The sequence below is a fragment of the Pseudomonas kurunegalensis genome (assembly GCF_030291635.1).
GTDB lineage: Bacteria > Pseudomonadota > Gammaproteobacteria > Pseudomonadales > Pseudomonadaceae > Aquipseudomonas > Aquipseudomonas monteilii.
Genome location: NZ_CP127871.1, coordinates 3,549,051 through 3,566,369 on the forward strand (window position 1 = coordinate 3,549,051; position 17,319 = coordinate 3,566,369).

The window sequence follows — 17,319 nt, forward strand, 5'->3', positions numbered from 1 at the left end:
TGCCCATGCAACTGCTGACCCTCCCCCCGTCACCGACACTGGCCACCTCGATCAGGGCGACCGCACAGGTCTTCGAAGACCCCAGGTCGCAGGCGCTGCTCGCCCACTTGCAACAGGTCGCCCCCAGCGAGGCCAGCGTCCTGATCATTGGCGAAACCGGTACGGGCAAGGAGCTGGTCGCACGCCACATCCACAACCTCAGCGGCCGGCGCAACGGCCCGTTTGTGGCGGTCAACTGCGGGGCGTTTTCCGAATCGCTGGTGGAGGCCGAACTGTTCGGCCATGAAAAAGGCGCGTTTACCGGCGCGCTGGCGGCCAAGGCCGGCTGGTTCGAGGAAGCCAATGGTGGCACGTTGTTTCTCGACGAAATCGGCGACCTGCCCCTGCCAATCCAGGTCAAGCTGCTGCGCGTGCTGCAAGAGCGCGAGGTGGTGCGGCTAGGGTCGCGCAAGAGCATCCCGATCAATGTGCGGGTCTTGGCCGCAACCAACGTGCAGCTGGAAAAGGCCATCAACGCCGGGCATTTTCGTGAAGACCTGTACTACCGGCTGAACGTGGTGACCTTGCAGTTGCACCCGCTGCGCGACCGCCCGGGTGACATCCTGCCGCTGGCCCGGCACTTCATCCGCAGCTACAGCGACCGGCTGGGCTACGGCCCGGTGGAGCTCAGCCCCAAAGCCCAGGCCAAGCTGGTGGAATACAGCTGGCCGGGCAATATTCGCGAGCTGGAAAACGTGATTCACCACAGCTTGCTCACCTGCGGCGACGGTACGGTACAAGCGCAGGACCTGCGTTTGTCCCACCTGCGCCTCGAACGCCAAGAGGAAGAGCCGACAGGCAATGGTGTGGAAGACTTGCTGCAGCGCGCGTTCAGCCGGTTGTACGAGGAGCAGTCGGGCGACCTGTATGAGAAAGTGGAAAATGCCCTGCTGCGCTCGGCCTATCGATTCTGCCATTACAACCAGGTGCACACCGCGCAGCTGCTGGGGTTGTCGCGCAACATCACCCGCACACGGCTGATCGCGATTGGCGAGTTGGTGGTGAACAAGCGGCGGGGGCAGGAACAGCAAGTGCTGGACAACCGGGTGGTGCGGTTGTCGATCTGAAGTGATCGGCCTGCCAGAGGGTGCGCAACGGCCGCAGAAATCTCCACGCCTCCCAAGGGAACTACAACCACCTCCGTGCTTTCTTAATCACTGAGTGGTTTATTCCCTTGGGCTTCACGCTACTGGAGAACACGACATGCGCCACCTACTCCTCGCTCCTGCGCTGCTGCTCCTGCTGCCTGCCGGTGCTGCCCTGGCCCGCGTCGATGCGGGCGACGTCGCCACCTCGGCCGGTATCTCCGCCTCGCTTTACTCGACCTTCAAGGACGATAAACGGATCATCCCGGCACGCGATGAACTTTCTGCCTTCGTCGCAAGCGGTGGGGCTATCCGTGGCGCCTATGTGGAGTCGGCGCTGGAACAGGCCCGCAAGGACCACCCTGGGCTGCAAGCCAATGATGAAGAACTGGCCCGGGCCATTCTGTCGCAGGATGACCGTATAGCGGATCATTGATTAAACCTGAACTGGCCTCTTCGCGGGTTTACCCGCGAAGAGGCCGGCACAGACAACCTCACCCCCAGCCATCCATGCGCATGGTCGCCCTGACCAACCGCTGCTCTTCCTGCTCGATCTCCCGCAAACTGTCGCGTATTCCGTTGATATGCTCGCGCGCCGCCCGCTGCGCCTGCTCCGGTAACTGCTCCATCACCGCCTGATACAACCGTGCATGCTGGCGGTCGATCTGGCGCTTTTGCGCCGGCCTGCAATACAGGTTGTTGACCGAGGCAAACACCGTGCTCAAGGTCAGGTCGCTGAGCGATTGCAAGGTATGCACCAGCACCGGGTTGTGTGACGCCTCACTGATCGCCCGGTGGAACGCGTGGTCGCGACGGGCATGTTCACGGGCATCGATCGCGTCTGGTGCCTCGTGCGCGGCCAGCATTTCTTCGTAGCGCCGCCGAATCAGCAAGCGGTCAACCTCGGTGGCCCGTAACGCCGCCAACCGCGCCGACTCGGCCTCCAGCAGCGCCCGCACTTCCAGCAAGTCGAACAGCGTACGCGGCTGCGAGCCAAACAAATGCATCAACGGTGTGGCACCCGACTGCCCTGTCAGGTCGGCGACGAACGAACCCCGTCCCTGTTCGGTATCGATGATGCCGCGCCCCCGCAAAATGCGTAGCCCTTCGCGCAGGGCCGAGCGTGAACACCCCAGCTTCTCCACCAACCGCCGCTCCGACGGCAAGGCCTGGCCCACCTTGAGTACGCCGTCAACGATCAGCCGCTCCACCCGCTCGGCCACCTGGTCGGCGACCTTGGCCTTGCCTTCAGCACCCATCACGCTCCTCCTGCTGGTAGGACCACTTAGACCGATGGCTCCAATCTAGCCAGTCAAAGCCGTCAACAACCAGCCCTTTGCAGAAAAACTGGTAGGACCAGTGAACGACGTACTCGACCCGGGCCGCTGGCAAGTGCAGGCTGCAACGGTGACCGCTTTGCCAACAACAACAAAAACGTTGCCGAGTGAGCCGATGAATATCCTGTACGACGAACGCGTCGATGGCGCGCTGCCCACCGTAGACCAGGCGGACCTGTTGCAGGCGCTGCGCAAGGCCTTGCCAGACCTCGATATCCTGCACCGCGAAGAAGACCTCAAACCTTACGAATGCGATGGCCTCTCGGCCTATCGCACGGTGCCGCTGCTGGTGGTGCTGCCCGAGCGCCTGGAGCAGGTGCAGGCCTTGCTCAGGCTCTGCCACCAGCGCGGCGTACCCGTGGTAGCCCGTGGTGCCGGCACCGGCCTGTCGGGCGGCGCCCTGCCGCTGGCCAAAGGGATCCTGCTGGTAATGGCGCGTTTCAACCGCATTCTGGAGGTCAATCCACAGGGCCGTTACGCCCGTGTGCAACCCGGCGTGCGCAACCTGGCCATCTCCCAGGCGGCCGCACCGCACGGTATGTACTACGCACCAGACCCGTCCTCGCAAATTGCCTGTTCCATCGGTGGCAACGTCGCCGAAAACGCCGGTGGCGTGCACTGCCTGAAATACGGCCTGACCGTGCACAACCTGCTCAAGGTGGAAATCCTCACGGTGAAAGGAGAACGCCTGACCCTCGGCAGCGATGCCCTGGACAGCCCGGGCTTCGACCTGCTGGCACTGTTCACGGGCTCCGAAGGCATGCTCGGCATCGTCACGGAAGTTACCGTCAAGCTGCTCCCCAAGCCCCAGGTGGCGCGGGTGCTGCTGGCCAGTTTCGACAGTGTCGAGGACGCCGGCCGGGCAGTCGCCGAAATCATCGCTGCCGGTATCATTCCCGGCGGCCTGGAGATGATGGACAACCTGGCCATCCGCGCCGCCGAAGACTTCATTCATGCCGGCTACCCGGTGGACGCGGCGGCCATCCTGTTGTGCGAGCTGGATGGCGTCGAGGCCGATGTGCATGACGATTGTGAACGGGTGGCCGCCGTGCTGGCGCAAGCCGGGGCCCGCGAGGTACGGCTGGCCCGCGACGAAGCCGAGCGCGTGCGTTTCTGGGCCGGGCGCAAGAACGCCTTCCCGGCCGTGGGGCGCATCTCGCCGGATTACTACTGCATGGACGGCACCATTCCGCGCCGCGAACTGCCACGGGTACTCAAGGGCATCAGTGACCTGTCCGCGGAATACGGCCTGCGCGTGGCCAACGTGTTCCATGCCGGCGACGGCAACATGCACCCGCTGATCCTGTTCGATGCCAACCTGCCAGGTGAGCTGGAGCGCGCGGAAGCCATCGGCGGCAAGATCCTCGAACTGTGCGTGGCGGTAGGCGGCAGCATTACGGGCGAGCACGGCGTAGGCCGCGAGAAAATCAACCAGATGTGCGCGCAGTTCAACAGCGACGAAATCACCCTGTTCCACGCGGTGAAGGCCGCCTTCGACCCGCAGGGCCTGCTCAACCCCGGCAAGAACATTCCCACCCTGCACCGCTGCGCCGAGTTCGGCGCCATGCATGTGCACCATGGGCAATTGCCCTTCCCCGAGCTGGAGCGCTTCTGATGAGCATGGACCGCGACAACAGCCAGGCCCTGCTGGAGCAGGTCGGCCAGGCGCTGAACCAAGGCACACCGCTGCGTATCCAGGGCAGTAACAGCAAAGCCATGCTGGGCAACCTTGTAGCTGGCGAAGTACTCGACACCCGCAGCCACCGTGGCATCGTCAGCTACGACCCGACCGAACTGGTGCTTACCGCCCGCGCCGGCACACCGCTGCGCGAGATCGAAGCGGCGCTGCACGAAGCCGGCCAGATGCTTCCCTGTGAACCGCCACACCTGGGCCCGGACGCCACCTTGGGCGGCATGGTCGCCGCCGGCTTGTCTGGCCCCCGGCGGCCATGGGCCGGATCAGTACGTGACTACGTGCTCGGCACGCGGGTGATCACCGGCCACGGCAAGTTGCTGCGCTTTGGTGGCGAAGTGATGAAGAACGTGGCCGGTTACGATGTATCACGGCTGATGGCGGGCAGCTTCGGGTGCCTGGGGTTGCTGACCGAGGTTTCGTTGAAAGTACTGCCCCGGCCGCGCCAATGCCTGAGCCTGCGCCTGCCAATGGGCCGGCATGAGGCGCTGGCCGAGTTGGCCGAATGGGGCCAGCAGCCGCTGCCGATCAGCGCGGCTTGCCATGACGGCGAAGCGCTGTACCTGCGCCTGGAAGGCGGTGAAGGTTCGGTACAGTCGGCACGCCAGCGACTGGGCGGCGCAACCCTCGACAGCCGGTTCTGGAGCGACCTGCGCGAGCAGCGCCTGGCATTCTTCAACAGCCCTGCACCGCTGTGGCGCCTGTCACTGCCCAACGCCACCGGCGAGCTGGACCTGCCCGGCCAGCAACTGATCGACTGGGGTGGAGCGCAGCGCTGGCTCACGTCCAGCGCACCGGCGCAGGCCATTCGCGACCTGGTCGCCAACGTGGGCGGCCACGCCACCTGCTACGCCGCCGGCGCAGACAGTAGCCCGCCGCTGCCCGCTGCACTGATGCGCTACCACCAGACGCTGAAGCAACAGCTCGACCCCCAGGGCGTGTTCAACCCTGGCCGCCTGTACCCGAACCTGTGAGGCCAGACCATGCAAACCAACCTGAGTGAAGCATCCCGACGCCTGGCCCGCGCCGACGAGGCGCAAAGCATCCTGCGGTCTTGCGTGCACTGCGGTTTCTGCACCGCCACCTGCCCCACTTACCAGTTGCTGGGCGATGAACTGGACGGCCCACGCGGGCGCATCTACCTGATCAAGCAACTGCTCGAAGGCGAGCCGATCACGGCCAGCACGCAACTGCACCTGGACCGTTGCCTGACCTGCCGCAACTGCGAAACCACTTGCCCCTCAGGGGTGAAGTACCACGACCTGCTGGACATCGGCCGCGCCGTGGTCGAACAACAGGTGCCGCGCCCGCTCGGTCAGCGCCTGCTGCGCCAGGGCCTGCGAGCCGTGGTGCCACGCCCGGCGCTGTTCAAGGCCCTGACCCGTGGCGGCCAGGCCTTGCGCCCGCTGCTGCCGGCCACACTCAAACGCAAACTGCCGGCACGGGTGATCGCCCCCGGCCAGCGCCCGGCACCACGCCATGCACGCCGGGTGTTGATGCTGGAAGGCTGCGTGCAGCCGGCCTTGTCGCCCAACACCAACGCCGCCGCAGCACGCCTGCTGGACCGCCTGGGCATCAGCGTGCAGCCAATCCACCAGGCCGGCTGCTGTGGCGCGGTGGACTACCACCTCAATGCCCAAGAGCAAGGCCTGCAGCGTGCGCGGCGCAATATCGACGCGTGGTGGCCAGCCATCGAAGCGGGGGCCGAGGCCATTGTGCAAACCGCCAGCGGCTGCGGCGCTTTTGTGCGTGATTACGGCCACCTGCTGGAAAAAGACCCCCGTTACGCCGCCAAAGCCGCGCGGGTCAGCGCCCTGTCCCGCGATCTGGTAGAAGTACTGCGCGATGAGCCGGTCGAGCAACTGGGCCTGTGCGCCGAACAGCGCCTGGCCTTCCATTGCCCTTGTACCTTGCAACATGCCCTGAAGCTGGGCGGCGCGGTGGAAGCGCTGCTGACGCGCCTGGGCTTTACCCTCACCGCTGTGCCGGACGGCCATCTATGCTGCGGCTCGGCGGGTACTTATTCGCTGACCCAGCCCGAATTGTCGCTGCAACTGCGTGACAACCGCCTCAACGCACTGGAAAGCGGCAAACCGCACGTCATCGCCACCGCCAACATCGGCTGTCAGGCCCACCTCGACGGGGCCGGGCGTACGCCGGTACGGCACTGGATAGAAATTGTCGAAGCAGCCTTGAACCCGGAGAACCCCCATGCATAGCAAGTTCGTGATCGGCCAGGCCGAAGTCGCCCGCGTATTGGCCGCCGCCCGCCAGGAGGCCCTGGCCCAACACTGGAACGTCACCATCGCCGTGGTTGACGACGGTGGTCACCCGCTGGCCCTGGAGCGCATGGACGGCTGTGCACCCGCCAGTGCCTACATTGCCGTGGAAAAGGCCCGGACCTCTGCGCTGGGGCGCAAGGAAACACGGGATTACGAAGAGATGGTCAATGGTGGCCGTACGGCCTTCGTCACCGCACCGCTGCTGACCAGCCTGGAGGGTGGCGTACCCCTGCGGGTGGAAGGCCAGGTGGTGGGTGCGATTGGGGTGTCCGGGGTCAAGTCCGAACAGGATGCCCAGGTCGCCAAGGTCGGGGCGGCGGCCCTCTGAGCCCTGTACCTGCCTCTTCGCGGGCTTGCCCGCGAAGAGGCCAGCACAGGCAACACATATCGAGCAGACTGAACACCGAGCGAACAGACAATGCCAAACCATCAACTCCAGATCGCCCCCACCCTCCAGCGCTTCATCGAAGACGAAGTGCTTCCCGGCACCGGCATCGAAGCCGCCCACTTCTGGCAAGGCTTCAGCACCCTGGTCCACGACCTGGCCCCGCAAAACCGTGCCCTGCTCGCCGAACGCGAGCGCCTGCAGGCCGAACTGGACAGCTGGCACCGCCAGCACCCCGGCCCGATCCGCGACATGGCCGCCTACCGGCACTTCCTGCAAGGCATCGGCTACCTCGTGGATGCCCCCGAAAACGTGCAAATCAGCACCCACAACGTCGACCGCGAGATCGCCGTACAAGCCGGCCCGCAACTGGTCGTGCCGCTGAGCAATGCCCGCTACGCCCTCAACGCCGCCAACGCCCGCTGGGGCTCACTGTACGATGCCCTCTACGGCACCGATGCCATCGCCGAAACCGCGGGTGCCGAGCGCGGCCAAGGCTACAATCCGGTGCGCGGCGCCAAGGTGATTGCCTATGGCCGGCAGTTCCTCGATACCTCAGCCCCGCTTGCCGGCGCCTCACACAGCGACGCCAAGGCCTACGCGGTCAACCAGGGCGCACTGCAGGTCACCCTGGCCGATGGCCGCCAGGTTGGCTTGCAAAACCCCGCACAAGTGCGTGGCTACCAAGGCGAGCCGAACTCGCCAACCGCGATCCTGCTGCAGCACCACCAACTGCATTTCGAAATCCGGATCGACCCGACCAACGTCATCGGCCAGCAGGACCTGGCCGGGGTCAAGGACATCCTCCTGGAAGCCGCACTGACCACCATCATCGACTGCGAAGACTCAGTGGCGGCCGTCGATGCCGACGACAAGGTCAATGTCTATCGCAACTGGCTGGGCCTGATGAAAGGCGACCTCAGCGAACAGGTCAGCAAGGGCGGCAAAACCTTCAGCCGCACCTTGGCCGCCGACCGCCAGTATCACGGTGCAAACGGCCAGCCACTGACCTTGCCGGGCCGTTCGCTGCTGTTCATTCGCAACGTCGGCCACCTGATGACCAACCCGGCGATCCACGACCGCGATGGCCGGGAAATCCCGGAAGGCATCCTCGATGCCGTGGTCACCAGCCTGATCGGCCTGCACGACCTCAAGCGCCGAGGCAACTCGCGCGAAGGCAGCCTGTACATCGTCAAGCCGAAAATGCACGGGCCGGCCGAAGTGGCCTTTGCCGACCAGCTGTTCGGTCGCGTCGAGGCCCTGTTGGGCCTGCCTGCGCATACCCTGAAGATGGGCATCATGGACGAAGAGCGGCGCACCAGCGTCAACCTCAAAGCCTGCATCGCCAGTGCGGCATCACGGGTGGTGTTCATCAACACCGGCTTCCTCGACCGCACCGGGGACGAGATGCACAGCGCCATGGAAGCCGGTGCCATGCTGCGCAAGGGCGACATGAAAGGCAGTGCCTGGATCCAGGCCTACGAACGCAGCAACGTGCTGGTGGGGCTGGCCTGCGGCTTACGCGGCAAGGCGCAGATCGGTAAGGGCATGTGGGCCATGCCCGACCTGATGGCGGCCATGCTCGAACAGAAAATTGCCCAGCCCAAGGCCGGTGCCAACACCGCCTGGGTGCCCTCGCCGACGGCCGCAACGCTGCATGCGCTGCATTACCACCAGGTAGACGTGGCAGCGGTACAGCAGGCGCTGGAAGCAGTCGATCTGAACGCCCAGCGCCACGCGCTGCTGAACGACCTGCTCAGCGTACCGGTCAGCCCCGAGCGGCCGTGGAGTGCCGACGATATCCAGGCTGAGCTGGACAACAACTGCCAGGGCATCCTCGGTTACGTGGTGCGCTGGGTCGAACAAGGGGTCGGCTGCTCCAAGGTACCGGACATCCACGATGTAGGCCTGATGGAGGACCGTGCCACCCTGCGCATTTCAGCGCAGCACATCGCCAACTGGCTGCACCATGGTGTGGTGGGTGCCGAGCAGGTCGAAGCGACGCTGCAACGCATGGCCAAGGTGGTAGACCAACAGAATGCCGGGGACCCGGCGTACCGGCCAATGGCGGCCAACTTCGAGGCATCGCATGCGTTTCGCGCCGCCCGAGCGCTGGTGTTCAAGGGGCGCGAGCAGCCAAGTGGCTATACCGAGCCGTTGCTGCATGGCTGGCGATTGCGGTTCAAGCAGCAGGCTCAACGCTAGCCCAAGCTGCGCGGTGCTGCTGGCGCGGCCTTGTGTCGCGCCGGCAGCAAACATCTGCCGCCGGCCAGTCAGGGGTGGTATTCCGGCGCCTTCAGAAATTTCCCACAGTGTTTTCGGAAGCATCCTGCTTGCTGCCTCTGCACGCAAAAAACAAGATCGGCACTGGAAAACGCAAGGTCGCGATCCAGAGGAGGCTCCGTATGCACCTTTACGCCCGCTCCATTGCCGAACTGCGCAGCAGCTTGTGCGAAATGCTGGCCCATGACATCTGCAACCCCGAAGAGGATCCGCACCTGTCGGGGGTGATGTTCTTCTGCGCCACCGACGAACACTCCCGGCAACTGATCGAGCGTATCGAGTTGCTGGCCAGCGAGGTGTTCTTCGACCCGAACGGGCGGGCCATCGCGGAACACCTGAAAGCGGCCGCAGTCGATGGCGTGCGCATCAAGCGCAACCGCAAGGCGCCAGCGGATGAAACGGTGATACGCATCGCAGTCGCCGACAAGGGCTATATCACTGTGAGTACGGCCCGGCTCTGAGCTTTTTGGGGCTGCTTTGCAGCCCCATGCCCTTCCCTGACCAATCCGCTATCCTGAGCACTCTCCCGCTCCGGACCGCCCCATGGAACTGCACATTCGCCTGGAAGGCCGCAAAGGCCTGGCCGACCAGCTCTATCAGCAACTGCGCGCCGGTATCGACAGTGGCCACCTGGCCGCCGGCACCCAGTTGCCACCCACCCGCCTGCTGGCCGAGCAACTGGGCGTGTCGCGCAAGACGGTGGCCGAGGCCTATTCGCGGCTCACCTACGACAACCTGCTCAGCGGTGTGGTCGGCCGTGGCACCTTCATCACGCCGCGCCAACCGCTGCGTAGCCATGAATCAACCACCATCCCCCTCGCCGGCGCTGTGTCCCTCGAACGCTGGCAGCAGCGCGCCACCGTGCTCGGCCAACGCCAGCTGCAAGCGCCCTCCCGCTATGACTTTATCGGTGGTGCTTCAAGCAAGGCGCAGTTCCCCTTCGACCAGTGGCGCAGCTGCCTGAACTACGCCCTGCGCCGCAGCCAGCGCCACCCCGAGCGGCAGTTTACGGCCCAGGGCTTGCCGGAGCTGCGCGAGGCCATTGCCCACCACATCGCCTACGCCCGCGGCGTGCACTGCAGCGCCGCCGACCTGCTGGTGTGCAACGGCGCCCAGCAAGCGCTGGACCTGATCGCCCGGGTACTGGTGGAACCCGGTTGCCAAGTGGCCATGGAAGACCCCGGCTACCCACCAGCCCGGCAACTGTTCCTGGCCCTTGGTGCGCGCGTGCAGTCCGTTCCGGTGGATGATGAAGGCCTGCGTGTCGAGCACATCGCCGATGGCACCCGGTTGATCTATGTAACCCCGTCGCACCAGTTCCCGCTGGGCATGCCCATGAGCGAGCCACGTCGGCACGCCCTGCTGGACCGGGCGGCTGAGCTGGGCGCGTTGATCATCGAAGACGACTACGACTGCGAGTTCCGTTACCACGGGCCGGCAGCGGACGCATTGCAGCGCCTCGACCGCCATGGTCTGGTGGCCTATGTGGGGACCTTTTCCAAGACGTTGCTGCCCGAGCTGCGGCTGGGCTATGCCGTGTTGCCGCCAGCCGTGCTGCAGGCGGCCTGCGTGGCCAAGCACCTCAGTGACTGGCACAGCCCGACCTTGCTGCAGTGGGCGCTGGCGCGCTTTTTGGGCGAAGGCCACCTGAACAAGCACATCCGCCGCTGCCACGAGGTTTACAGCGCCCGCCGCGAACGTATCCTGGCGCGCCTGGGCGGCGACCTGTCACCGTGGTTCAGCGCCATCCCCGCCAGCGCGGGGTTCCACCTCAGCGCGCTGGCCAAGCCCGGGGTCGATGTCGAGTTACTGGCCAACCTGGCGCGTAAGGTGGAGGTGGGCCTGTATTCGCTGGCGCCGTTCTTCAGCGAAGCCCCGGTACGCCCGGGGCTGTTGCTGGGCTTTGGCGCTATCGAGCTGCTGGACATCGACCCGGCACTGGACCGGGTGCGCGATACCCTGCAACGCCTCAGCTGACCGGCGCGGCCCTGCCCGTCGCGGGCGGGCGCGCGATGGCCGCAGCATAGCCACGCGGGTTGAAACAGGCGGTTACCAGCAGCATCGCCATCACGGTCACGGTCAGCAGCGTCCACGATGCCTGGAAGTCGCCACTCACGTCACGCAACCAACCGGTGATGTACGGCACGATACCGGTGATGATAAAGCCGATCCCCTGTACGAATGCCGCCAGGCTGCCGGCCTCGGCAGGCGTCTTGAGGTGTTCCAGGGTCAGCGTCAGGCTCTGGCTGAAGCAGGCACCCAGGCCAAAGCCGATCATGGCGACCCACAGTCCTGCAGCCACCGTGGGTGCCAGCAGCAGGCCGAGAAAGCCCGCCAGCTGAATCGCCAGCGCCAGCCAAAGGCCTGGGCGCCGGTCTGCCCAGCGCCGCAGCAACAGCGGTAGGCCGAGCGCACCGGCCACCTGGAAAATGGTCATCAGGCCGACCAGGTCGGCGCCGCCCTGGGCACTGCCACCGTGCTCGATATGGTAGGCGGGCAACCAGGCCACCATGCTGGTGTAGCCGCCATTGATCAGGCCGAAGTACAAGGCCAGCAACCACGCCCGGCGAGTGCCAAACCAGTGTCCACCCGCAGCGCCCGCCAACCTCGGTGCCTCCTGGCGTGGCCGCAGCACGGCCCAGGCCAGCACCGCCAGCACTGCCGGGGCTGCCCACAGGCCCAGGCCGGCCTGCCAGTGGCCGAAGTGGCCACTGACATGTGGCCCAAGCACGGCCGCCAGGCCGCCGCCCGTCATCAGTGCCGCCGAATACAGGCCCATCGCCCCGGCCAGCCGCCCGGGGAACCATCGATTGACCAATCCTGGCATCATGCCTTGCACCACCGCCACGCCCAGGCCCGCGACCACTGCACTGGCAATCAACGCCCAGGCGCTGTCCAGTTGCAGGCGCCACAGGCAGGCCAGGGCAATCGCAGCCAGGCCACCGAGCATGCCGCCATGCTCGCTGATCCAGCGCCGCAGCCAGGGTTGCAGCAACGGCACCAGCCCCATGCACAGCACCGGCAACGCCGTCAGCAGGGCGGCCTGCTGGTAGCCCAGGCCAGTGCTGGCACGCATAGGTTCGAGTAACGGGCCGATACTGGTCAGGATCGGCCGCAAGTTCAGCGCCAGCAGAATCACCAGCAACAGGTTCAACGCAGCTCTCATTGTGAATCGGTTCTCTTGTAGCAAGACCCGGCCATTATCCCGGCTCGGTCAGCCTGGCAGAAATGAAGAGATTGGATGCCTGTCAGTGGCCACCTGAATGGTCGATTGGCCTCCTGCATATGCGCAGGATTGGCTATCGGGGTGGCCAAAGGGCGGCGCTACAGTAGTGCCATTCCCACCCCACACCCTTTGGAGACAGCCATGCACAACCGTATCGAATGGGCCAAGCACGCCCCCGAAGCCTACAAAGCCATGGTCGGCCTGGAGCAGGCCCTGGCCAAGAGCGGCCTGGAGAGTTCCCTGCTGGAGCTGGTGCGCCTGCGGGCATCGCAGATCAACGGCTGCGCCTACTGCGTGAACCTGCATGCCAACGATGCGCGCAAGGCCGGCGAGACCGAGGCGCGCTTGCAGACGTTGAGCGTATGGCGTGAGACCGCCTACTTCACCCCGCGTGAACGTGCGGCACTGGCCTGGGTCGAGAGCCTGACCCGCTTGCCTGAGCGTGGGGCGCCGCAGGGGGAATATGAAGCCTTGCAGGCACACTTCGAGCCGGCCGAGGTGGCCAACCTGACCTTGGCGATTGCCACCATCAATGCCTGGAACCGGTTTGGTGTCGGGTTTGCGATGGTGCCGGCCTGATCATTAACCGGCACGGGTGATATATCAACGCCCAGCCAACCGCGCCCGATAGCTCCCTGGGCTCTGCCCGGTCCATTTCTTGAACGCCCGGTGGAACGCACTGGGCTCCTGGAACCCCGCCTGCTCGGCGATTTCGGCAATGCTCAACACCCCTTCACGCAAGCGCTCGAAGGCCATCGCCCGGCGTACTTCGTCTTTGATCTGCTGATACGAACGCCCCTCCCGGTCCAACTGCCTGCGAAAGGTACTGGCGCTAACCCCCTGCTGCTGGGCCAGCGCCGCCAATGTCGGCCACTGGCCATAACGCAGTGCGCGCAAGCGCCGGTACACCTCGGCCACCAGCCCGTTCTGGTTACGAAAGCGAATCACCAGCCCCTGTGGCGCAGTGCGCAGGAAGGTTTTCAAGGCTGGCAGGTCCTGTACCACCGGCAACCGCAGGTAGGCACTGTCGAATTCCACCTCGGTACGGCCGCTGCCCAAGCGCAGGTCTGGCCCCCACAGCAGCAGGTCGTCCTCCTGGGCCGGGCGCGACACCGCCAGCTCGGTACGGTCGATGGCAATGCGCCGCCCGGCCAGCCAGCACAGCATGCCGATCATCAGCACCAGGTAAGTTTCCTCGGCATACACCCGGGTCAGCGGGTCGGCAATGTTCGACTGAACGCTGATCAGCGCCCGCCCGCCACGTACCGTCAGGCTGCCACGCAGGTCGCGCAGGAACAGGCCGAAGCCACCCATGCATTGGCGCAAGGCCTTTTCCAGGTTCGGTTCAAGTATCAAGCCCCGGCAGATCAGGGCAAAGCTGCCCAGCGGCATGCCATGGCTGTCGAGGCAGAAAAACTCGTCGTCCAGCCGTTGAATCATCGCCAGCCAGAGCTGGGCGAAGGCCCTGGCCGGCACGCGTGCCTGGTGCTGTTCCAGCAGCTGTGGGTCGATGCCTACGGCACGCAGCTGCGCATCACGCTCGGCGGGGCTGTCGCGCAGGGCATGGAGCATGGCGTTGAGAAAGTACACGGCGACCGAATCGCTATCGCGCATGGCGGTTTTCGCTGTCTATGCTGAGTGGCAAAAAGTGCCAGGTTGTTTGAACAGTTCCGGCATAGGCTGCAACAGAGCCTTTGCCTAGACTCGATCCCACTCCGGGACCGCCGGCCATTCTCGCAGAGCCTGGCCCGGTCCCGCCATGCCTTCGCAATCGGAGCCCCTATGAGCAACGCAGAAATCTACGTCGTCAGTGCCGTCCGTTCAGCCATTGGTGGCTTTGGCGGCTCCCTGAAGGACCTGCCGCTGGCCGACCTGGCCAGCACCATTACCCGTGCTGCCATCGAGCGTTCGGGCCTGGCCGCCGATCAAGTTGGCCATCTGGTGATGGGCACGGTAATCCCCACTGAGCCGCGTGACGCCTACCTGGCCCGTGTGGCAGCGATGAACGCCGGCATCCCCAAGGAAACCCCGGCGTTCAACGTCAACCGCCTGTGCGGCTCGGGCCTGCAGGCCATCGTTTCGGCAGCCCAGGGGCTGTTGCTGGGGGACACCGACGTGGCCGTTGCAGCCGGTGCCGAATCCATGAGCCGTGGCCCATACCTGCTGCCACAGGCACGCTGGGGCGCGCGCATGGGTGACCTGCAAGGCATCGACTACACCGTTGGCGTGCTGCAGGACCCGTTCCAGCACTTCCACATGGGCATCACCGCCGAAAACGTCTCGGCCAAACACGGCATCACCCGCGAAATGCAGGACGAACTCGCCCTGACCAGCCAGCGCCGCGCCGCCCGCGCCATTGCCGAAGGCCGCTTCGACAGCCAGATCGTGCCGCTGGAACTGAAAACCCGTAAAGGCAGCGTGCAGTTCAGTGTCGACGAGCATGTACGTGGCGAAGTGACCGCTGAACAGCTGGCCGGCATGAAGCCGGTGTTCAAGAAAGACGGCACCGTCACCGCCGGCAACGCCAGCGGCATCAACGACGGCGCCGCCGGCCTGGTGCTGGCGACGGGCGACGCCGTGCGACGCCTGGGCCTGAAGCCGCTGGCCCGCCTGGTGGGTTACGCCCACGCCGGTGTCGAGCCTGAACTGATGGGCCTGGGCCCGATCCCGGCCACCCGCAAGGTGCTGGAAAAGACCGGGCTGAAGGTGCAGGACCTGGACGTGATCGAGTCCAACGAAGCGTTTGCCGCCCAGGCCTGCGCCGTGGCCCGCGAGCTGGGCTTCGACCCGGAAAAGGTCAACCCCAACGGTTCGGGCATTTCCCTGGGCCACCCGGTGGGCGCCACGGGCGCGATCATCGCCACCAAGGCCATCCATGAACTGCAGCGCATCCAGGGCCGCTACGCGCTAGCCACCATGTGCATCGGTGGTGGCCAAGGCATCGCCGTGGTCTTCGAACGCGTCTGAGGGAGGCTGACACATGAGCATTGAACAAATCGCCGTGATCGGCGCCGGCACCATGGGCAACGGCATTGCCCAGGTGTGCGCCGTGGCTGGCTACCAAGTGCTGTTGGTGGATGTTTCCGACGCGGCACTGGAGCGTGGCGTGGCCACCTTGAGCAAGAACCTAGAGCGCCAGGTCAACAAAGGCACCCTGGAGACGGACAAGGCTGCAGCCGCCAAAGCCCGCATTCGCACCAGCACCGACTACACCCAGCTCAGCGGTGCGCAGTTGGTGATCGAGGCCGCTACCGAGAACCTGCAGCTCAAGCAACGCATCCTGCAGCAGGTGGCGGCCAACGTCACTGCCGACTGCCTGATTGCCACCAACACCTCGTCGCTGTCGGTCACCCAGCTGGCTGCCAGCATCGAGCACCCCGAGCGTTTCATTGGTGTGCATTTCTTCAACCCGGTGCCGATGATGGCGCTGGTGGAGATCATTCGCGGCCTGCAGACCAGCGACAGCACCTATGCCCAGGCGCTGGTGGTGACCGAAAAGGTCGGCAAGACACCGATCACCGCCGGCAACCGCCCGGGCTTCGTGGTCAACCGCATCCTGGTGCCGATGATCAACGAAGCGATCTTCGTGCGCCAGGAAGGCCTGGCCAGCGCCGAGGACATCGACACCGGCATGCGCCTGGGCTGCAACCAGCCCATCGGCCCACTGGCCCTGGCCGACCTGATTGGCCTGGACACGCTGCTGGCGATCATGGAGGCCTTCCATGAGGGCTTCAACGACAGCAAGTACCGCCCTGCCCCGCTGCTCAAGGAAATGGTCGCGGCCGGTTGGCTGGGGCGCAAGAGCGGTCGCGGCTTCTTCACCTATTGAGGACCCTGCACCATGCCCCCGGTCAATGCCGCAATGCGCTGTGCCAATTTTGAAGAGCGACGTGACCGGGCCATGGCGCTGTTTGCCGAAAAGGGCTTTGGCCAGGTCAGCATGCGCGAGCTGGCGGCCCATGTGGGGCTGACCGCAGGCTCGCTGTACCATCACTTCCCGAGCAAGCAGGACTTGCTGTACGACCTGATCGAGGAGTTGTACGAGGAACTGCAGGCCACCCTGGACCAAGGCCGTCGGGCCATGGCGCGCGGGGCCTCGGCGTTGAGCTGCCTGATTGCGGCGCACTGGCAGTTGCATGCCGAGCGGCCCATGCAGTTTCGGCTGGCCGAGCGGGATTTGTGCTGCCTGAGTGACGAGCAGCGGGCGCGTTTGGCGTTGTTGCGTTCGCGTTACGAGGCGGGGCTGCTGAGGCTGATTGCGCCCCAGGCGAAGCTGCAAGGGGAAGCCCTGCTGGCGACGGCGCATGTGGTGGCGACGCTGCTCAACCAGTTGCCGGGGATGTTGAAGGCACTGCCTGAGGAGCAGGGGCTGGGCTTGATGGAGAGTATGTTGATGGGGGGAATAGAAAGAACCTTAAGGTAAGCGCAGATCCTGTAGGAGCGGCCTTGTGTCGCGAAAGGGCTGCGGAGCGGCCCCGGGTATCAAGCCAGATGCAAAAATGCCGGGGCCGCCTTGCGGCCCTTTCGCGACACAAGGCCGCTCCTACAGGGACCGTGTCCGGTCTCAAGCTGTCTGATCTCAGCGGAGCAATGCCTGGATCTGCTCGTGCAAGGTATCCAGGTCAAACGGCTTGGCCAGGATCGGTGCCTTGCGAGTGATCGGGCTGCCCGATTCCAGAATCTCCGCCGGGTAGCCACTGATGAAGATCACCTTCAGGTCCGGCCGCAACTTCACCGCAGGCTCGGCAATCTCCACCCCGGAGATGCCACCCGGCAGGCGGAAGTCCGTCACCATCAGGTCCAGGTGCGGTTTGCTGGCCAGGATGGCAAACGCCTGCTCGCCATCCTCGGCCACCAGCACGTGATACCCCTCGCCCGCCAGGTAGTCCCGCAGAATCATGCGAATCGCCGGTTCATCCTCGACGATCAGCACCACATCTTGTGCATCTTCACTCATGTTAACGCCTTGAAATGCTTACAGTTGGCCAT

General features: G+C 65.1%; 17 protein-coding genes. 13 read left to right on the forward strand and 4 right to left on the reverse strand.

Annotation, left to right across the window (positions count from 1 at the left end; translation table 11 throughout):
- The first annotated feature begins 5 nt into the window (after window positions 1–5).
- Together sfnR and QQ992_RS15915 are read left to right on the forward strand one after the other, a co-directional pair.
- Window positions 6–1,106 carry a sigma54-dependent transcriptional activator SfnR gene (gene sfnR / locus QQ992_RS15910; RefSeq protein ID WP_119370382.1) on the forward strand — a complete coding sequence of 367 codons (1,101 nt, stop codon included), beginning with the start codon at window positions 6–8 and terminating at the stop codon, window positions 1,104–1,106.
- A gap of 136 nt (window positions 1,107–1,242) precedes the next feature.
- Window positions 1,243–1,560, forward strand: a complete 318-nt coding sequence (locus tag QQ992_RS15915) for a DUF2388 domain-containing protein (RefSeq protein WP_016711111.1) — start codon at window positions 1,243–1,245, stop codon at window positions 1,558–1,560.
- 58 nt (window positions 1,561–1,618) lie between these two features.
- Here QQ992_RS15915 and glcC read toward each other — a convergent pair whose 3' ends face one another.
- Window positions 1,619–2,383, reverse strand: coding sequence for a transcriptional regulator GlcC (gene glcC, locus QQ992_RS15920; RefSeq protein WP_028699838.1), 765 nt, complete (start codon window positions 2,381–2,383; stop codon window positions 1,619–1,621).
- Between the two features lie 193 nt (window positions 2,384–2,576).
- Between glcC and glcD the strand changes: the two genes are divergently transcribed.
- From glcD to pdxR, 7 genes are all read left to right on the forward strand, one after another.
- A complete protein-coding gene (gene glcD, locus QQ992_RS15925; protein ID WP_286110245.1) occupies window positions 2,577–4,076 on the forward strand; it encodes a glycolate oxidase subunit GlcD in 1,500 nt (499 codons plus the stop codon).
- Window positions 4,076–5,128 carry a glycolate oxidase subunit GlcE gene (glcE, locus tag QQ992_RS15930; protein ID WP_286110246.1) on the forward strand — a complete coding sequence of 351 codons (1,053 nt, stop codon included), beginning with the start codon at window positions 4,076–4,078 and terminating at the stop codon, window positions 5,126–5,128. Before glcD ends, glcE begins: the two co-directional genes overlap by 1 nt.
- Before the next feature lie 9 nt (window positions 5,129–5,137).
- Window positions 5,138–6,373 (forward strand): glycolate oxidase subunit GlcF, encoded by a 1,236-nt coding sequence (glcF, locus tag QQ992_RS15935; protein ID WP_286110247.1) that lies wholly within the window; start codon window positions 5,138–5,140, stop codon window positions 6,371–6,373.
- A complete protein-coding gene (locus QQ992_RS15940) occupies window positions 6,366–6,764 on the forward strand; it encodes a heme-binding protein (RefSeq protein WP_110742276.1) in 399 nt (132 codons plus the stop codon). Before glcF ends, QQ992_RS15940 begins: the two co-directional genes overlap by 8 nt.
- Before the next feature lie 90 nt (window positions 6,765–6,854).
- The gene (locus QQ992_RS15945; protein ID WP_286110248.1) at window positions 6,855–9,026 is read left to right on the forward strand and encodes a malate synthase G; all 2,172 of its coding nucleotides are present in this window, start codon (window positions 6,855–6,857) and stop codon (window positions 9,024–9,026) included.
- Between the two features lie 200 nt (window positions 9,027–9,226).
- Complete coding sequence (locus QQ992_RS15950) at window positions 9,227–9,565, forward strand: hypothetical protein (RefSeq protein WP_119370389.1); 339 nt, start codon at window positions 9,227–9,229, stop codon at window positions 9,563–9,565.
- Between the two features lie 82 nt (window positions 9,566–9,647).
- Window positions 9,648–11,081, forward strand: a complete 1,434-nt coding sequence (pdxR, locus tag QQ992_RS15955) for a MocR-like pyridoxine biosynthesis transcription factor PdxR (protein ID WP_286110249.1) — start codon at window positions 9,648–9,650, stop codon at window positions 11,079–11,081.
- On the opposite strand, the gene QQ992_RS15960 is transcribed toward pdxR, so the two are convergent.
- On the reverse strand, window positions 11,074–12,270 hold the full coding sequence (locus QQ992_RS15960; protein WP_286110250.1) for a cyanate transporter: 1,197 nt from the start codon (window positions 12,268–12,270) through the stop codon (window positions 11,074–11,076). The genes pdxR and QQ992_RS15960 overlap by 8 nt on opposite strands.
- Before the next feature lie 201 nt (window positions 12,271–12,471).
- On the opposite strand from QQ992_RS15960, the gene QQ992_RS15965 reads away from it, so the two are divergent.
- Complete coding sequence (locus QQ992_RS15965) at window positions 12,472–12,909, forward strand: carboxymuconolactone decarboxylase family protein (protein ID WP_105948411.1); 438 nt, start codon at window positions 12,472–12,474, stop codon at window positions 12,907–12,909.
- Between the two features lie 24 nt (window positions 12,910–12,933).
- Here the strand turns inward: QQ992_RS15965 and QQ992_RS15970 are convergent, their stop codons facing one another.
- The gene (locus QQ992_RS15970) at window positions 12,934–13,944 is read right to left on the reverse strand and encodes an AraC family transcriptional regulator (RefSeq protein ID WP_286110251.1); all 1,011 of its coding nucleotides are present in this window, start codon (window positions 13,942–13,944) and stop codon (window positions 12,934–12,936) included.
- Window positions 13,945–14,112: 168 nt separating this feature from the next.
- Between QQ992_RS15970 and QQ992_RS15975 the strand changes: the two genes are divergently transcribed.
- The 3 genes from QQ992_RS15975 to QQ992_RS15985 are packed head-to-tail and all read left to right on the forward strand — an operon-like array spanning window position 14,113 to window position 16,753.
- Window positions 14,113–15,297: an acetyl-CoA C-acyltransferase family protein gene (locus QQ992_RS15975; RefSeq protein ID WP_105948409.1), complete on the forward strand. Its 1,185-nt coding sequence runs from the start codon at window positions 14,113–14,115 to the stop codon at window positions 15,295–15,297.
- A 13-nt stretch (window positions 15,298–15,310) separates the two neighbouring features.
- Window positions 15,311–16,159 (forward strand): 3-hydroxybutyryl-CoA dehydrogenase, encoded by an 849-nt coding sequence (locus QQ992_RS15980; RefSeq protein WP_286110252.1) that lies wholly within the window; start codon window positions 15,311–15,313, stop codon window positions 16,157–16,159.
- 12 nt (window positions 16,160–16,171) lie between these two features.
- Window positions 16,172–16,753, forward strand: coding sequence for a TetR/AcrR family transcriptional regulator (locus QQ992_RS15985; protein ID WP_286110253.1), 582 nt, complete (start codon window positions 16,172–16,174; stop codon window positions 16,751–16,753).
- 156 nt (window positions 16,754–16,909) lie between these two features.
- Here QQ992_RS15985 and QQ992_RS15990 read toward each other — a convergent pair whose 3' ends face one another.
- Window positions 16,910–17,287 carry a response regulator gene (locus tag QQ992_RS15990; protein WP_060499282.1) on the reverse strand — a complete coding sequence of 126 codons (378 nt, stop codon included), beginning with the start codon at window positions 17,285–17,287 and terminating at the stop codon, window positions 16,910–16,912.
- Window positions 17,288–17,319: the final 32 nt, after the last annotated feature.

Excerpts from the sequence above, each read along its gene's own strand:
- sfnR (WP_119370382.1), top strand. The coding sequence starts at position 6 with ATGCAACTGCTGACCCTCCCCCCGTCACCGACACTGGCCACCTCGATC.
- QQ992_RS15915 (WP_016711111.1), top strand. The coding sequence starts at position 1,243 with ATGCGCCACCTACTCCTCGCTCCTGCGCTGCTGCTCCTGCTGCCTGCC.
- glcC (WP_028699838.1), bottom strand. The coding sequence starts at position 2,383 with ATGGGTGCTGAAGGCAAGGCCAAGGTCGCCGACCAGGTGGCCGAGCGG.
- glcD (WP_286110245.1), top strand. The coding sequence starts at position 2,577 with ATGAATATCCTGTACGACGAACGCGTCGATGGCGCGCTGCCCACCGTA.
- glcE (WP_286110246.1), top strand. The coding sequence starts at position 4,076 with ATGAGCATGGACCGCGACAACAGCCAGGCCCTGCTGGAGCAGGTCGGC.
- glcF (WP_286110247.1), top strand. The coding sequence starts at position 5,138 with ATGCAAACCAACCTGAGTGAAGCATCCCGACGCCTGGCCCGCGCCGAC.
- QQ992_RS15940 (WP_110742276.1), top strand. The coding sequence starts at position 6,366 with ATGCATAGCAAGTTCGTGATCGGCCAGGCCGAAGTCGCCCGCGTATTG.
- QQ992_RS15945 (WP_286110248.1), top strand. The coding sequence starts at position 6,855 with ATGCCAAACCATCAACTCCAGATCGCCCCCACCCTCCAGCGCTTCATC.
- QQ992_RS15950 (WP_119370389.1), top strand. The coding sequence starts at position 9,227 with ATGCACCTTTACGCCCGCTCCATTGCCGAACTGCGCAGCAGCTTGTGC.
- pdxR (WP_286110249.1), top strand. The coding sequence starts at position 9,648 with ATGGAACTGCACATTCGCCTGGAAGGCCGCAAAGGCCTGGCCGACCAG.
- QQ992_RS15960 (WP_286110250.1), bottom strand. The coding sequence starts at position 12,270 with ATGAGAGCTGCGTTGAACCTGTTGCTGGTGATTCTGCTGGCGCTGAAC.
- QQ992_RS15965 (WP_105948411.1), top strand. The coding sequence starts at position 12,472 with ATGCACAACCGTATCGAATGGGCCAAGCACGCCCCCGAAGCCTACAAA.
- QQ992_RS15970 (WP_286110251.1), bottom strand. The coding sequence starts at position 13,944 with ATGCGCGATAGCGATTCGGTCGCCGTGTACTTTCTCAACGCCATGCTC.
- QQ992_RS15975 (WP_105948409.1), top strand. The coding sequence starts at position 14,113 with ATGAGCAACGCAGAAATCTACGTCGTCAGTGCCGTCCGTTCAGCCATT.
- QQ992_RS15980 (WP_286110252.1), top strand. The coding sequence starts at position 15,311 with ATGAGCATTGAACAAATCGCCGTGATCGGCGCCGGCACCATGGGCAAC.
- QQ992_RS15985 (WP_286110253.1), top strand. The coding sequence starts at position 16,172 with ATGCCCCCGGTCAATGCCGCAATGCGCTGTGCCAATTTTGAAGAGCGA.
- QQ992_RS15990 (WP_060499282.1), bottom strand. The coding sequence starts at position 17,287 with ATGAGTGAAGATGCACAAGATGTGGTGCTGATCGTCGAGGATGAACCG.